Origin of the sequence: Pseudomonas sp. W5-01, from assembly GCF_046540435.1 — a bacterium.
GTDB lineage: Bacteria > Pseudomonadota > Gammaproteobacteria > Pseudomonadales > Pseudomonadaceae > Aquipseudomonas > Aquipseudomonas graminis_B.
Map to the genome: position 1 here is coordinate 1,084,125 of NZ_JAXCIP010000001.1, position 14,730 is coordinate 1,098,854.

General features: G+C 62.4%; 12 protein-coding genes. 7 read left to right on the forward strand and 5 right to left on the reverse strand.

Annotated features, from left to right (window positions below; translation table 11 throughout):
• Positions 1–331 precede the first annotated feature (331 nt).
• Complete coding sequence (locus SLW75_RS04735; protein ID WP_065991644.1) at positions 332–1,003, reverse strand: response regulator; 672 nt, start codon at positions 1,001–1,003, stop codon at positions 332–334.
• Positions 978–4,379, reverse strand: a complete 3,402-nt coding sequence (locus SLW75_RS04740) for an ATP-binding protein (RefSeq protein ID WP_410933687.1) — start codon at positions 4,377–4,379, stop codon at positions 978–980. Before SLW75_RS04740 ends, SLW75_RS04735 begins: the two co-directional genes overlap by 26 nt.
• Positions 4,380–4,643: 264 nt before the next feature.
• Between SLW75_RS04740 and urtA the strand changes: the two genes are divergently transcribed.
• The 7 genes from urtA to SLW75_RS04775 all read left to right on the forward strand — a co-directional run bounded on the left by urtA (position 4,644) and on the right by SLW75_RS04775 (position 11,463).
• Complete coding sequence (urtA, locus tag SLW75_RS04745) at positions 4,644–5,888, forward strand: urea ABC transporter substrate-binding protein (RefSeq protein ID WP_410933688.1); 1,245 nt, start codon at positions 4,644–4,646, stop codon at positions 5,886–5,888.
• A 160-nt stretch (positions 5,889–6,048) separates the two neighbouring features.
• A complete protein-coding gene (urtB, locus tag SLW75_RS04750) occupies positions 6,049–6,966 on the forward strand; it encodes an urea ABC transporter permease subunit UrtB (protein ID WP_410933689.1) in 918 nt (305 codons plus the stop codon).
• Between the two features lie 23 nt (positions 6,967–6,989).
• Positions 6,990–8,171, forward strand: a complete 1,182-nt coding sequence (gene urtC / locus SLW75_RS04755) for an urea ABC transporter permease subunit UrtC (protein WP_410933690.1) — start codon at positions 6,990–6,992, stop codon at positions 8,169–8,171.
• Entirely contained in the window at positions 8,168–8,929 is a 762-nt protein-coding gene (urtD, locus tag SLW75_RS04760) for an urea ABC transporter ATP-binding protein UrtD (RefSeq protein ID WP_192131495.1), read from the forward strand. Before urtC ends, urtD begins: the two co-directional genes overlap by 4 nt.
• 10 nt (positions 8,930–8,939) lie before the next feature.
• Entirely contained in the window at positions 8,940–9,629 is a 690-nt protein-coding gene (urtE, locus tag SLW75_RS04765) for an urea ABC transporter ATP-binding subunit UrtE (RefSeq protein WP_410933691.1), read from the forward strand.
• 179 nt (positions 9,630–9,808) lie between these two features.
• Entirely contained in the window at positions 9,809–11,038 is a 1,230-nt protein-coding gene (fmdA, locus tag SLW75_RS04770; RefSeq protein ID WP_192131491.1) for a formamidase, read from the forward strand.
• Between the two features lie 77 nt (positions 11,039–11,115).
• Entirely contained in the window at positions 11,116–11,463 is a 348-nt protein-coding gene (locus SLW75_RS04775) for an FmdB family zinc ribbon protein (RefSeq protein WP_410933692.1), read from the forward strand.
• 356 nt (positions 11,464–11,819) lie between these two features.
• On the opposite strand, the gene SLW75_RS04780 is transcribed toward SLW75_RS04775, so the two are convergent.
• The 3 genes from SLW75_RS04780 to ddpC are packed head-to-tail and all read right to left on the reverse strand — an operon-like array spanning position 11,820 to position 14,730.
• Complete coding sequence (locus SLW75_RS04780; protein ID WP_410933693.1) at positions 11,820–12,797, reverse strand: oligopeptide/dipeptide ABC transporter ATP-binding protein; 978 nt, start codon at positions 12,795–12,797, stop codon at positions 11,820–11,822.
• Positions 12,794–13,834 (reverse strand): ABC transporter ATP-binding protein, encoded by a 1,041-nt coding sequence (locus SLW75_RS04785; protein ID WP_410933694.1) that lies wholly within the window; start codon positions 13,832–13,834, stop codon positions 12,794–12,796. The genes SLW75_RS04780 and SLW75_RS04785 overlap by 4 nt, the downstream gene beginning before the upstream one ends.
• Positions 13,831–14,730, reverse strand: a complete 900-nt coding sequence (ddpC, locus tag SLW75_RS04790; RefSeq protein ID WP_410933695.1) for a D,D-dipeptide ABC transporter permease — start codon at positions 14,728–14,730, stop codon at positions 13,831–13,833. Before ddpC ends, SLW75_RS04785 begins: the two co-directional genes overlap by 4 nt.

Here is a 14,730-nt window from a genome sequence, read left to right on the forward strand (position 1 = left end):
TTCAGCTTCTATCCAAACGCGGGGCGTTTACGGGGTGACTGGATCCAAAGATTGAGGGTGTGCAGCCTGGTCCCTTCCCGGCTGAAGCCGGTCCTGCACAAGCACCTCATCCCGTCAGTGAGACCTGTGACGCGCGGGGACACGGGGACAGATTAATTTACGGTGAAGCGCTGTAAATAAATCAGTCCCCATTAATCACAAACCGGCCTCTTCCCGGCTAAAGCCGGTCCCACTGACAGCAGCGGGTGCGTGCATTGCGACCGGCTCCGACTGTAGGACCGGCTTCAGCCGGGAAGCTCTTGATCTGCTTTTGATCTTCGTATCCCGGGGATCACACCCGCTCGGTCATCGCCGCCATGGCCACGGAGGTGGCGGCGGTGCGGGTTTCGACGCCGAGTTTGATGTAGATGTGTTCCAGGTGTTTGTTCACCGTTCGCGGGCTCAGTTGCAGGATGTCGGCGATGTCTTTGTTGGTTTTGCCGAAGGACACCCAGCGCAGCACTTCGATTTCCCGGTCGGTGAGCTGGAAGCGGCGGGACAGTTTGCCGTAGGCGGATTTGTCTTCGAACGTCACCGGCTGCGACGCCGTGCGGGCGGTGTGCAGGATGCGCGCGGTGCGCAAATGCGACGCGACCCGGGCCAGCATTTCAGCGCACTCGATCGGCTTGGTGACGTAGTCGATGGCGCCAGCCTCGAAACCCTGCACCACGTGCTCACTGTCGGTCAGCGCGGTCATGAACAGCACGGGGATGTTGGCGGTGTCCGGTTGTGCCTTGATCTGGCGGCAGGTGTCGAAGCCGTTCAGGCCGGGCATCATCGCGTCCAGCAGAATCAGGTCCGGACGCCGACGCTGGATGCGAGTCAACGCGCTGTGCCCGTCCAGCGCCACCAGCACCATGTACCCCGCCTCGTCCAGGGCATCGGACAGCAGCGCCAGGTTATCGGGTACGTCATCGACGATCAGAATGACGCCGTTTTCAGCGGCTCGGGTCATGGCGTCCATTAAGGGCCTCCTTCAATTGAAGACTGAGTTCATCCAGGCGAAAACCTGACGCCAGGGTTCGCAGGCGGGTGACAAAACCGGTGCTGTGGGTGTTCTCGCGCTCGATGGCGTCGAGTTTTTGTTGGATGCCGCGGATATAGCCCAGGCCGCACAGCTCATAGAGCTCTTCCAGATCCTCCCGTGAAGGCAACACTACCGGCGTTTGCACGAGCAACGGGGCGCTGCGCAAACGCCGCCGCCAGGTCAGTTGCAGATGGTGCTGAATCCGGTCCAGCAGTTGCGGCAAATGCAGGGGTTTGGCCAGGTAGTCATTGCACACCTGCAGGCTGCGTTCCTTGTCATCGGCGAAGGCATTGGCATTGGCCGACAGCACGATGATCGGCGCCAGGGACAGCGCGTTGCGGCGGATCATACGGCTGGTCGCCCAACCGTCCATGTCCGGCATGGACAGGTCCATCAGGATCAGGTCCGGGTGCAACAGCGACACCTGCCTGACCGCCTCTTGCCCGTTGGCCGCCTGCACGACGTCAAAACCCAGGGGCATGAGCATGCCGCTGATGACCTTGCGGTGCTCGATGTGATCGTCCACCACCAGAATCAGCCGGCGCGGACCGTCGTAACCGATGACGTCGTGGTTGACGTCGATGATCGCCTTGGGCACCCGCACTTCGGACAGGAACAGCCGCACCTGAAACCGCGTGCCTTCCTCCGGCTGACTGCTGACGGACAAGGCGCCGCCCATCAGCGCCGTGAGCATCCGCGTGATGGTCAGCCCCAGGCCCACGCCGTTGTCCTGGCGTACCAGCCCGCCCCGTTCGAACGGCTGAAAAATCCGTTCGATCTGATCCGGCGCGATGCCGATTCCGGTGTCGATGATGTCGAAGGTCGCGGTTTCGCGCCGGTAACTGACCCGCAGGCAGACTTCCCCGCTGTCAGTGAAGTTGATCGCGTTGCCCAGCAGGTTGATCAGAATCTGCCGCACCCGCTTCTCGTCGCCGCGCACCACTTCCGGCATGCGCCCGATCAGCTCCAGGCGAAAGTGCAGGCCTTTTTCCCGGGCCGGGCTGGCGAACATTTTCTCCAGGTCGTCGAGAAACTCCTGGAACAGGATTTCCGTCGGCTCCAGCCGCAGCTTGCCGGCTTCGATCTTGGCCACGTCCAGCAGGCCGTCGATCAGCGACAACAAATGCGAACTGCTGCGCATGATGGTCGCCAGGGAATCCAGATGTTTGCTCGGGGTGGCGCTGTCCCGTTGCAAGATCTGGGTGAAGCCCAGAATGCTGTTGAGCGGCGTGCGCAGTTCGTGGGAAAGCCCGGTGACATAGCGGCTCTTGGCGGCGTTGGCGGCCTCCGAGGCTTCCTTGGCTTCCTGCAACGCCTGATCGGTTTTGTGGTGCGCCTCGATTTCCTGCATCAACAACGCCGTCTGCCGCTCGGATTCTTCCAGGGCCACGCGCCGGCTCTCCCGGGTCAGCACCACCCACCAGGCCAGTACGCCGGCGAACACGCAAAAGGTCAGGAAAGCCTTGAGAAACGCCAGCATCAGGGTGTGATGCACCTGCGGCGATTGATCGATCAAGCCGTGTGAGACCTGGCTGTAAATCATCGTCAGCGCCCCGGTCAGGGTCAGTACCAACACGGTGAGCAGGCCCAGGTATTGCGCCAGCCGGGTGTGCAGGTATTGGCGTGGCAAGCGGGGTAGCAGGCGGGCGATCAGGTCCTCGAACTGGGTCGACAGCCGCGAGCGGGTTTTGCATTGATCGCCGCAGCGGGCGTCCAGCGAACAGCACAACGAGCAGATGGGCGAACCGTAGGCCGGGCACCAGGCCATGTCCGGGGTTTCGAAACTATTGCTGCACACGCCACAGCGCAGGCTGGTCTGGCGGCCGAGGGGGAACAGCAAACCGGGGTCGCTGTCCCGGGCGATGTAGTAACGGCCTTGGGTCAGCCAGGCGATCAACGGCGCCGCGATCAGGGCGCTGGTCAGGGAAATCAGCGGCGGCGCAGCCCGGGCCACCTCCCCCAGCGCACCGAAATGGGCACACATCGACAGCAGTGACGCAATAAACATCGCACCGACGCCCACCGGGTTGATGTCGTACAGGTGCGCGCGCTTGAATTCGATGTGCTTGGGCGAGAGGCCGAGGGGTTTGTTGATCACCAGATCGGCCACCAGCGCGCCGATCCAGGCGATGGCGACGTTGGCATACAGGCCGAGCACTTCCTCGATGGCGTCGAACACACTCAGCTCCATGAGGATCAAGGCGATAGCGACGTTGAACACCAGCCAGACCACCCGGCCCGGATGGCTGTGGGTGACCCGGGCGAAGAAGTTTGACCAGGCGAGAGACCCGGCGTAGGCGTTGGTCATGTTGATCTTGATCTGGGAAATGATAACGAACAGCACCATGGCCGCCAGCGCCCATTCCGGGGAGGCAAACACGTAGTTGAACGCCACCAGGTACATCTGCGTCGGCTCGGCCGCGCGTTCGATGGGCACTTGGTGTTGCAGGGCGAGAAAGGCAAGAAAGGCGCCGGCCATGATTTTCAGGCCGCCGGGGATGACCCAGCCGGGCCCGGCCATCAGCAGCGCGGCCCACCAGCGCTTGCGGTTGCGGCGGGTTTTTTCCGGCAGAAAGCGCAGGTAGTCCACCTGCTCGCCGATCTGGGTCACCAGGGACAACGCCACGCTGAACGCGGCGCCGAACAGCAGCAGATTGAACGTGCCGCCCTCGCCCTCCCGGCCGGCAAAGGTGGTGAGGTCGGCCAGCGCGTCGGGGTTTTTCCAGATCACGAACACGTACGGCACGATCAGCAACGTCAGCCATAACGGCTGCGACCACATCTGCAGGCGGCTGATCAGGGTGATGCCGTAGGCCACCAGCGGGATGACGATGATCGAGCAGATCACGTACGCCAGCGCCAGCGGAATGTGGGTGTACAGCTCCAGCGCCAGGGCCATGATCGCCGCTTCCAGGGCGAAGAACAGGAAGGTGAAACTGGCGTAGATCAACGAGGTGATGGTCGAGCCGATGTAGCCGAAGCCGGCGCCTCGCGTCAGCAGGTCCATGTCCACGCCATAGCGCGCGGCGTAGTAGCTGATGGGCAGCCCGGTGAGGAAGATCACCACCGTCATGGCGATGATGGCCCATAAGGTGTTGGTGAAGCCGTAGCTCATGACCAGCGCGCCGCCGATGGCTTCCAGCGCCAGGAACGACACGGCCCCGACAGCGGTGTTGGCGATGCGGAATTCCGACCATTTGCGAAAGGACTTGGGTGTGAAACGCAACGCGTAGTCTTCCATGGTCTCGTCGGCGACCAGACGGTTGTAATCGCGGCGCACCTTGATGATGCGTTGAGAGCCGGAAGGTCGCACGGAGTAGTTCCTGATGAGAGAGAGCGAATTCGCCACTCACCTTCCTTGCTGGCGCGAAACTGAGACCTCGAATATTCAAGCAGCAACTTCTGTGCCGCGGGCGCAATCATGCCCCGGTCCGGCGCTTCCGGCCCTACGTCAAATGACGTACGCGCATACGTCACGCTGCGTATACCTCGATTCCCGCGCCCGCCTCATGCTTGCTCGCAGCTCGCGACGGACCCTCACCCGGACGCCGCGAATCACCAGCACAGGAGCGGGAACATGGATTCACGACTGACAGGCCCCACGCGCTTTTTCCCCCGACGCCTGGCATTGGGGGCGGCGGCGCTTTCGCTGATCGCCGCCAGCGTATTCAGCCAGATGACCCTGGCCGATGACGCCAACACCACCGGCCTCGCCGTCACGCCGACCGAAGTGACCGTCGGCCAGCTGCACTCGGCCACCGGCACCATGGCGATCTCCGAAACCGGTTCGATCCAGGCCGAACGCCTGGCCATCGACCAGATCAACGCGTCGGGCGGCATTCTTGGCCGCCAGATCAAAATCATTCAGGAAGACGGCGCGTCCGACTGGCCGACCTTCGCCGAGAAAGCCCGCAAGCTGCTGGTCAACGACAAGGTGGCCACGGTGTTCGGCTGCTGGACCTCGGCGTCGCGTAAAGCGGTGTTGCCGGTGTTCGAGAAAGAAAACGGCCTGTTGTACTACCCGACCTTTTACGAAGGCCTGGAACAGTCGAAAAACGTGATCTACACAGGGCAGGAAGCCACCCAGCAGATCCTTGCCAGCCTGGACTGGATCGCCAAGACCAAGGGCGCCAAGACCTTTTATCTGATCGGTTCGGATTACATCTGGCCGCGCACCTCGATGAAGATCGCCCGCAAGCACATCGAAAACGTGCTCCACGGCACGGTCGTCGGCGAAGACTACTACCCGCTGGGCAACACCCAGTTCGGCTCGCTGATCAACAAAGTCAAATTGAAGAAACCTGACGTGGTCTTCGCCGCAGTCGTGGGCGGCTCCAACGTGGCGTTCTACAAGCAGCTCAAAGCCGCAGGCGTCGATTCCACCAAGCAGACGCTGTTGACCCTGTCGGTCACCGAAGACGAACTGCTGGGCATTGGCGGCGAGAACATGAAGGGTTTCTTCGCGTCGATGAAGTATTTCCAGAGCCTGGATAACCCCAACAACAAGGCGTTCGTTGAGGCGTTCAAGGCCAAGTACGGCAAGGATTCGGTGATGGGCGACGTGACCCAGGCCGCCTACCTCGGCCCGTGGTTGTGGAAAGCGGCGGTCGAGAAAGCCGGCAGCTTTGACGTCGACAAAGTGGTCGCTGCCTCCCCCGGCATCGAGCTGAACACCGCGCCTGAAGGCTACGTGAAGATTCACGAAAACCATCACCTGTGGAGCAAGACCCGCATCGGTGAAGTCCAGGCGGACGGCCAGTTCAAAGTGGTTTACGAGTCGGAGCTGATCGAGCCGAATCCGTTTCCGAAGGGCTATCAGTAGGCCGCTGCGCGGTAGCTGTAAGCGGTTAGCTGCAAGCGGCAAGTGGAAGCGGTGTGCGTTGCAGTTGCTCTCGCTTTTACTTGCCGCTTGAAGCTTACAGCTTGCAGCTGGTCCCGACCCCCAATCCTAAACTGACACAGCTTCCCGAGGAGGGACCACCATGGAATGGCTATCGGAATTTGGTGCCATCGCGGCCATGCAGGGGTTCAACGGGCTTTCCGTGTTCTGCGTGCTGTTGTTGATGGCCCTGGGGCTGGCGATCATCTTTGGTCAGATGGGCGTGATCAACATGGCCCACGGTGAATTCCTCACCATCGGCGCCTACACGACTTATCTGCTGTCGACCCTGGTGCAGACCTGGTGCCCGTGGATGCAGCCGTACTATTTCTTCTTCGCCATCGCGTTGTCGTTCGTGGTGGCCGGTGCAGTGGGTTGGGTGGTGGAGTGGGTGATGATCAGTCGCCTCTACCACCGGCCGCTCGACACCCTGCTGGCGACATGGGGCCTGTCCCTGGTCATGCAGCAAGCGTTCCGTTCCATCTTCGGCGCCCGTGAAGTCAGCGCCAACCCGCCGGAATGGCTGATGGGCGCGGTCAACCTCAGCGACGCCATCGAAATCCCGCGCAACGGCCTGTTCGTCATGGGCCTGACTGTGCTGATGACCGGCGGGATTTTTCTGATGCTGTACCGCACCCGCTGGGGGCTGCACGTCCGCGCCACGGTGCAGAACCGCATCATGAGCCGCGCCGTGGGGATCAATACCCGCAAGGTCGACCGCATGACCTTCGCCCTGGGCTGCGGTGTTGCCGGGGTTGCGGGGGCGGCGTTCACCACCATCGGTTCCACCGGCCCCACCGCAGGTTCCCTGTACATCGTCGACACCTTTCTGGTGGTGGTTTTCGGCGGCGCGGCCAGCCTGTTCGGCACCATTGCCTCGGCGTTTGCCATTGCCCAGACCCAGTCCCTGTCGGAGTTCTTCATGAGTGGCTCGATGGCCAAGGTCCTGACCCTGTCCGCCGTGATCCTGATCCTGTTGATGCGCCCCCAGGGGTTGTTCTCCAGCAAGGTTCGTAAATAAGTGTGCGCCAGAGAGGTAGCCCCATGAACGCGCTAAACAAAATGCTCGGCGGACGCCAGGGCGTAATCGGCCTGCTGATCCTTGCGGCCCTGATTCTGGTGGTCTTCCCCCTGACCCTGGACGCCTTTCGCCTGAACATGGTGGGCAAATACCTGACCTACGCGTTCGTCGCCGTGGGCCTGGTGTTGTGCTGGGGGTACGGCGGCATTCTCAGCCTGGGGCAAGGGGTGTTCTTCGGCCTGGGCGGGTATTGCATGGCGATGTTCCTCAAGCTCGAAGCCTCCGATCCGGAAAGCACCAAGATCCAGTCCACGCCCGGGATTCCGGACTTCATGGACTGGAACCAGATCACCGAACTGCCCGGGCTGTGGGCGCCGTTTCACAGCTTCGCGTTCACCTTGATCGCGATCATCGTGTTGCCGGTGCTGCTGGCCTTGATCATTGGCGTCGCGCTGTTCAGACGCCGGGTGGGCGATGTGTATTTTTCCATCGTCACCCAGGCCATCGCGTTGATCCTCACGGTGCTGATCATCGGCCAGCAAGGCTTGACCGGCGGGATCAACGGCATCACAGACCTCAAGACACTGCTGGGCTGGGACATCCGCAGCGACAGCGCCAGGCTGCTGTTGTACTTCGTCAATGCAGGGCTGCTGTTCGCCTGCATCCTGTTTGGCAAGTTCATCCTCGCCTCCAAGCTGGGCCGGCTGCTGATGGCCATGCGCGACAAGGAAGAGCGGGTACGGTTTTCCGGTTACGACGTGGCGGCGTTCAAGGTTTTCGTGTACTGCGTCGCGGCGTGTTTCTCGGCCATCGGCGGGGCGATGTTCACCTTGCAGGTGGGGTTCATGTCGCCCTCGTTCGTGGGCATCGTGCCGTCCATCGAGATGGTGATTTTCGCCGCCGTCGGCGGGCGCATGTCGCTGCTGGGCGCGGTGTACGGCTCGCTGCTGGTCAACTACGGCAAGACCTATTTCTCCGAGTCGTTCCCCGAATTGTGGCTGTACCTCATGGGCGGGCTGTTCATCGCCGTGGTCATGTATTTCCCCAACGGCCTGGCCGGTTTGTGGGAAAGCCACGGGCGCAAATGGTTGTCGGGCGTGACGCGCACGCCGGCACCGGTGGTTGCCTCCCCTGCCCCGGTCATCACGCCAACCCCCGCCCCCGCTGACAAGCAAGCTGCCAGCCCGATGGAGATTCAGCCATGACCCGCGCCACAGGCTTTCAGATGAACAAACCGGTCCTGGCCATTGAAGGGCTGACCGTTTCGTTCGACGGCTTCAAGGCGGTGGACGACCTCAACCTGTACATCGACCGCAACGAAGTGCGGGTGGTCATCGGCCCCAACGGTGCGGGTAAGACCACGGTCCTCGACCTGATCTGCGGCAAGACCCGGGCCACGGGCGGCAGCATCCAGTTCAAGGACCGCGAGCTGACCAAAATGAACGAGTACGACATCGTCCGCGCAGGGGTCGGGCGCAAGTTCCAGACGCCGTCGATCTACGACAACCTGAGCGTGTTCGAGAACCTGGAGATGTCGTTTCCGGCGGGCCGGTCAGTGTTCGGCGCGCTGTTTTTCAAGCGCACTCAGGAGGTGCTGGACCGGGTCAATCAAGTGGCCGCCGAGATCTTCCTCGGTGACTGGCTGCAGCAGCAGGCGGGCCTGTTATCCCACGGCCAGAAGCAGTGGCTGGAGATCGGCATGTTGCTGATGCAGGACCCGGAACTGCTGATGCTCGACGAGCCGGTGGCGGGCATGAGTGTCAGCGAGCGGGCGCAAACCGCCGACCTGTTGAATCGCATCAGCCAGGGCCGCTCGGTGCTGGTGATCGAGCACGACATGGAGTTCGTCAAGAGCATCGCGCACAAGGTCACGGTGCTGCATCAGGGCAAGGTGCTGGCCGAAGGCAGCATGGAGTCGGTGCAGAACAACCCGAAAGTCATCGAAGTCTATCTGGGCCATTAAGGAGCGCAGCATGTTCAACATTCAGCAGCTGGCGTGTGGCTATGGCCAGAGTCAGGTCCTCCACGACCTGAGCCTCTCGGTGCAGAAACAGGAAATCGTGGCGGTGATGGGCCGCAACGGCATGGGCAAGACGACCCTGTTCAAAAGCCTGATGGGCATCCTGCCGCAATGGAGCGGCCAGGTTCAGCTGGACGGCGTGGACGTGTCCGGCCTGGAAACCCACAACAGGGTCGCCCACGGCATGGCCTACGTGCCCCAGGGCCGGATGATTTTTCCATCGATGAGCGTGCTGGAAAACATTCAGACCGGCCTCCCCGCCTCAGCGGGCGGCCAGGTGCCGGAAGACCTGTACGCGCTGTTCCCGGTGCTGTTCGACATGCGCAGCCGACGCGGCGGCAACCTGTCCGGCGGCCAGCAACAGCAGCTGGCCATCGCCCGGGCCCTGGCGACCAATCCCAAGGTGTTGTTGCTCGACGAGCCCACCGAAGGCATCCAGCCGTCGATCATCAAGGACATCGCCCGCACCCTCAAAGAGATCCGCACCCTCCGCAACCTGACGATCATCGTCTCCGAGCAGGTGCTGTCCTTCACCCTGGAAATCGCCGACCGGTTGCTGGTGATCGAGAAAGGCCGCTTCGTCATCGAAGAAACCCGGGGCAACGTCGATGAAGCGACGATCAGTCGGTATTTGTCGGTGTAAGCAACAGCCAGAGATGTGCAGCGCCTGTAACGGCCTCTCGCGGGACAAGCCACGCTCCTACAGAGGAATGCGGCCACCTGTAGGAGCGACCGGGGTGGCGATCCACCTTGTCCCGCGATGGCGCCCGCCCGGACTTTCACGACGTATTTGATTGACCCGAAACCCAAGGAGAACCCCCCATGACCGATACCTTGATCAAAGTCGACCTCAACCAGCCTGTCACCGAAAACGAGCAGATCCACAACCGCTGGCACCCGGACATCCCGATGGCCTGCTGGGTCAAGCCGGGGGATGATTTCATCCTCGAAACCTACGACTGGACCGCTGGCGCGATCAAGAACAACGACGATGCCAGCGACGTCCGCGACGTCGACCTGACCACCGTGCATTACCTCTCCGGGCCGGTGGGTGTGCACGGCGCCCAGCCCGGCGACCTGCTGGTGGTGGAGCTGTTGGACATCGGCGCCCGGGCCGATTCGCAATGGGGCTTCAACGGCTTCTTCTCCAAGCAGAACGGCGGCGGCTTCCTCACCGAGCATTTCCCGCTGGCGCAGAAATCCATCTGGGATTTCAAAGGCATGATGACCAGCTCCCGGCACATTCCCGGCGTCGAGTTCGCAGGTTTGATTCACCCCGGCCTGATCGGCTGCCTGCCGGACCACAAGATGCTCGCCGAGTGGAACCGACGTGAGCAGGAACTGATCGACACCGACCCGGACCGCGTCCCGGCACTGGCCTGTCCACCCTGCGCCAGCACGGCGCACCTGGGCAAACTCAAAGGCCCGGCCCGGGACCTCGCCGCCGCCACGGGCGCCCGCACCGTGCCGCCCCGTGAGCACGGTGGCAACTGCGACATCAAGGACCTGTCTCGGGGCTCGAAAGTGTTCTTCCCGGTCTACGTCGACGGCGCGGGTTTGTCCGTGGGCGACTTGCACTTCAGCCAGGGCGACGGCGAAATCACCTTCTGCGGCGCCATCGAAATGGCCGGCTGGGTGCACATGCGCGTCGAGCTGATCAAGGACGGCATGGCCAAGTACGGGATCAAAAACCCGGTCTTCAAGCCAAGTCCTATCGTGCCGAACTACAACAACTACCTGATCTTCGAAGGCATCTCGGTCGACGAAGCCGGCCAGCAACACTACCTGGACGTCAACATCGCCTACCGCCAGGCGTGCCTGAACGCGATCAACTACATGACCAAGTTCGGTTACTCCCCGGCCCAGGGTTACTCGCTGTTGGGCTCGGCACCGGTGCAGGGTCACATCAGCGGCGTGGTCGACATCCCCAACGCGTGCGCGACGTTGTGGCTGCCGACCGAGATCTTCAAATTCGACATCAACCCCAACGCCAACGGCCCGACAAAATTCATCGACGGCACCGTGGACTTGCCGATCGCGCAGGATAAGTAACGCTGGGCTGACGCCTGACCTGCAGTCGCGAAGGAATTCGCGCCTGCAGAACCCACGCCGACTAAAGGATTTGAGCCATGCCCATGTACGAATACGACTGCCCTGAATGCGGGGATTTCACCTCGCTGCGACCCATGGCCGAGAGCGCGCTGCCGTGCGAGTGCCCGGCGTGCGGCGCATCGAGCCTGCGGGTGATTCTCTCCGCGCCGGGGCTGAGCACCATGGCCGGCAACACCCGCAGCGCCATCGCCCGCAATGAGCAAAGCGCCCACGCGCCAAAAACCATGGACCAGTACAAGGAAAGCCGGGGCCACCCCAGCGGTTGCAGTTGCTGCGGCCCGACGAAACGGCTCGAACCCACCAAAGCCAATCCCCACGCCCTGAAAGGCAAGCCAGCGGGCCGACCGTGGATGATCAGCCATTGATCTTTAGGGTGTTTATAGGGGACTGATTTATTTATCGCGCTTCTTTGATAAATCAATCTGTCCCCGATGGCATAAGCGAGCCGGGAGACAGATTAATTTACGGTGAAGCGCTGTAAATAAATCAGTCCCCTCCCCCCTGAACGGCAAGCCAGCGAGTCGACCGTGTAATGTTTATAGGGGACTGATTTATTTATCGCGCTTTTTTGATAAATCAATCTGTCCCCGATGGCAGAAGCGAGCCGGGAGACAGATTAATTTACGGTGAAGCGCTGTAAATAAATCAGTCCCCTTCCCAGTCAGTAAATAAATCAGTCCCCTTCCCAGTCAGTCGCTCCCCAGTCGAGTTCCCTCCTCACTTACGACTCGAGATGACAGCGCACGGACGCCTCACCGCCTTTTGCCGGTAGTAACGCCTGGGGCTTTTCGCAGCCGTGGGTGGCTTTCGGGCAGCGATCCCGGAAAAAACACCCCGTCAGCAACGTTCGATTGCCCGGCAGCTCGGTCGGCGCCGACACTTGCCCATCGTCCACCGCCACCCCCAGCCTCGGCACTGCCTCCAGCAACAGCTGCGTATACGGATGACGCGGCCGCTCAAGCACCTCCGCCGCCGTCCCCAACTCCACAATCTGCCCCAGGTACATCACCGCCACCCGGTCGGCCATGTGCCGCACCACCGAGACGTTGTGGGAGATCAGGATGTAGGTCAGTTCGCGGCTGCGCTGCAGCTCGGCCAGCAGATTGAGAATCTGCGCCTGCACCGAAATATCCAGCGCCGAAGTCGGCTCGTCCAGCACGATGATGTCCGGGTTCGACGACAAGGCGCGGGCGATGGCGATACGCTGCCGTTGCCCCCCGGAAAACTGGTGAGGAAAGCGATCAAGGTATTCCGTGCGAATGCCCACCTGAGCCGCCAACTTCGCGGCAATGGCACGCATCTCGTGGCGCGGCGCCGAACGCTGCACGAACAGCGGCTCGGTGATGATTTTCCACACCGGCAGCCTCGGGTCGAGGGACGATTGCGGGTCCTGAAACACAATCTGCACGTTGCTGCTGCGTTCCTTGCCGCTGTTGTAGACCCAGTCGAGTCGGCCGGATGTTGGCTTGATCAAGCCCATCAACAACTGCGCCAGGGTGCTTTTGCCGCAGCCAGACTCTCCCACTACACCGAGAGTCTCGCCGGAGCGGACCTGCAGATCGATGCCGTTCAGGGCGTGGGCCAGGGCTTTCGGGCGACCGAGCCAGTCCTTGCCCATCGGGTAATGCACGCGTACGTCCTGCAGGCCGAGGATGGTCGGGCTTGCGCCGGGCAATGTCTGCAGCGCTGAACGGTTCATGGCCGCGACTCCTGTGGGGTGGCGTGTGAAGGCGCGCTCAACCAGCAGGCGCTCTTGCGGTCTGCGGCGGCGTCGATGGTCTGCATTGGCGGGCGCTGCAGGCATTGAGCCGTGCCGAAGGCGCAGCGATCCAGGAAGGTGCAGCCCTCCGGCAACGCCGAAAGGTTGGGCACCTGCCCGGGTATGGTCATCAGGTCCTGACCCGGTTCGACCATCTCCGGCAATCCGCTGAGCAAGCCCTGGGTGTAAGGATGCCGGGGGTCGGCCATCACCTGGGCGGTGACGCCCTGCTCCACCACCGCGCCGGTGTACATCACGTATACCCGGTCGCAGAACTGCGACACCAGCGCCATGTCGTGGGTGATCAGCAAAATCGCCGTGCCCCGCGCGCGGGCCTTTTCACGCAGCAGCAACAGCACTTGCCGCTGCACCGTGACGTCCAGCGCGGTGGTCGGTTCGTCGGCGATGAGCAATTGCGGGTCGCAGGAAAACGCCAGAGCGATCATCACCCGCTGACGCATGCCGCCGGAGAGCTCGAAGGGGTAGCTGTTCATCACCTGCTCGGGGTCGGCGATGTGCATGTCCCGCAGCAACGCGATGGCTTTGGCCTTGGCGTCGGCCTTGCTCAGGCGCTGGTGATGGATGATCACGTCGAGCATCTGCCGGCCGATGCGGCGGGTCGGATTGAGGGCGGTCATGGGCTCCTGAAAGATCATCGCGGCGTCGCGGCCACGGACACTCAGCAGGTCTTTCTCTTTGGCGGTGAGCATGTCGCGGCCCAAAATGCTCAGGCTGCCGGCTTTCACGTCGTAAGAACGCTCCGGCAGCAGGCGCAGGCTGAGCATCGCGGTGACCGACTTGCCCGAGCCGGACTCGCCGATCACCCCGACGATCTCACCGGGATTGACGTGCAGCGAGACGCCGTTGAGCGCCTTGACGGTACTTTTGTAAGCCGGGAATTCGATGCGCAGGTCGTCGATGACCAGCACCGGTGCCTGCTCGGCAAGGGGTGTTTGAACAGAAGCCTGCATGGTCATTTCCCCTGCTGCCGTGGGTCGAGCAAGTCACGCACGCCGTCGCCCAAAAGGTTGAAACCGGTGGCGGTGATCAGAATCGCCACGCCGGGAAAGGTCGAGTACCACCATTGATCAAGGATGTAGTTGCGCCCGGTCGCGACCATCGCGCCCCACTCCGCCGTCGGCTGTTGCGCGCCGAGGCCGATGAAGCCCAGGGCCGAGGCCATGAGGATGGCGCTGCCGATGTCCAGGCTCAGCTGCACCAGCAACGGCGGCATGGCGTTGCGCGCCACGTGCCAGATGACCATGTGCCAACGCCCGGCGCCGAAGGTTTCGGCGGCTTTGACGTAGCCCATCTGGCGAATGCTCAGGGCCTGCCCCCGGGCCAGGCGCACGTAAAACGGAATCCGCACCAGCGTGATCGCCAGCATGGCATTAAACAGGCTCGGGCCCAGCGCCGCGGCCAGGGCCATGATCAGGACCAGCGACGGCACCGAGAGCATGATGTCCATCAGGCGCATGATCACGCCGTCAAAGCGCCCGCCAATGATCCCGGACATGCAACCCAGCAAGCCGCCAGCAAAGCACGACGCGAAGGCCACGAACAGGCCAACGCCGACGGATTGCCGACTGCCGTACAGCACCCGGCTGAACAGGTCGCGGCCCACTTCGTCGGTGCCGAACCAGTGGGCGGCGGACGGCGCGGCCAGGCGCTGGGTCAGGTTCAGTGCATTAGGATCATGGGACGCGAGCCACGGCGCGAAGGCCATCACCAACAGCACCATCACGGTGATCAGCAGCCCGGCCATAGTCAGCGGACTGCGGCGGATCTGGTGGGCCAGGTAGGCCCATTTATCCTGCCAGCGCGAGGCGGCCGGCAGTGGCGCCACGGCGGGCGCGGTGATCGGGGTAGTCAT

What these genes read in the sequence shown, in the direction of transcription:
- fmdA (WP_192131491.1), top strand. Translation starts at nt 9,809, where the DNA reads ATGACCGATACCTTGATCAAAGTCGACCTCAACCAGCCTGTCACCGAA.
- SLW75_RS04785 (WP_410933694.1), bottom strand. Translation starts at nt 13,834, where the DNA reads ATGACCATGCAGGCTTCTGTTCAAACACCCCTTGCCGAGCAGGCACCG.
- SLW75_RS04780 (WP_410933693.1), bottom strand. Translation starts at nt 12,797, where the DNA reads ATGAACCGTTCAGCGCTGCAGACATTGCCCGGCGCAAGCCCGACCATC.
- SLW75_RS04775 (WP_410933692.1), top strand. Translation starts at nt 11,116, where the DNA reads ATGCCCATGTACGAATACGACTGCCCTGAATGCGGGGATTTCACCTCG.
- urtC (WP_410933690.1), top strand. Translation starts at nt 6,990, where the DNA reads ATGAACGCGCTAAACAAAATGCTCGGCGGACGCCAGGGCGTAATCGGC.
- urtE (WP_410933691.1), top strand. Translation starts at nt 8,940, where the DNA reads ATGTTCAACATTCAGCAGCTGGCGTGTGGCTATGGCCAGAGTCAGGTC.
- urtA (WP_410933688.1), top strand. Translation starts at nt 4,644, where the DNA reads ATGGATTCACGACTGACAGGCCCCACGCGCTTTTTCCCCCGACGCCTG.
- SLW75_RS04735 (WP_065991644.1), bottom strand. Translation starts at nt 1,003, where the DNA reads ATGGACGCCATGACCCGAGCCGCTGAAAACGGCGTCATTCTGATCGTC.
- urtD (WP_192131495.1), top strand. Translation starts at nt 8,168, where the DNA reads ATGACCCGCGCCACAGGCTTTCAGATGAACAAACCGGTCCTGGCCATT.
- urtB (WP_410933689.1), top strand. Translation starts at nt 6,049, where the DNA reads ATGGAATGGCTATCGGAATTTGGTGCCATCGCGGCCATGCAGGGGTTC.
- ddpC (WP_410933695.1), bottom strand. Translation starts at nt 14,730, where the DNA reads ATGACTACCCCGATCACCGCGCCCGCCGTGGCGCCACTGCCGGCCGCC.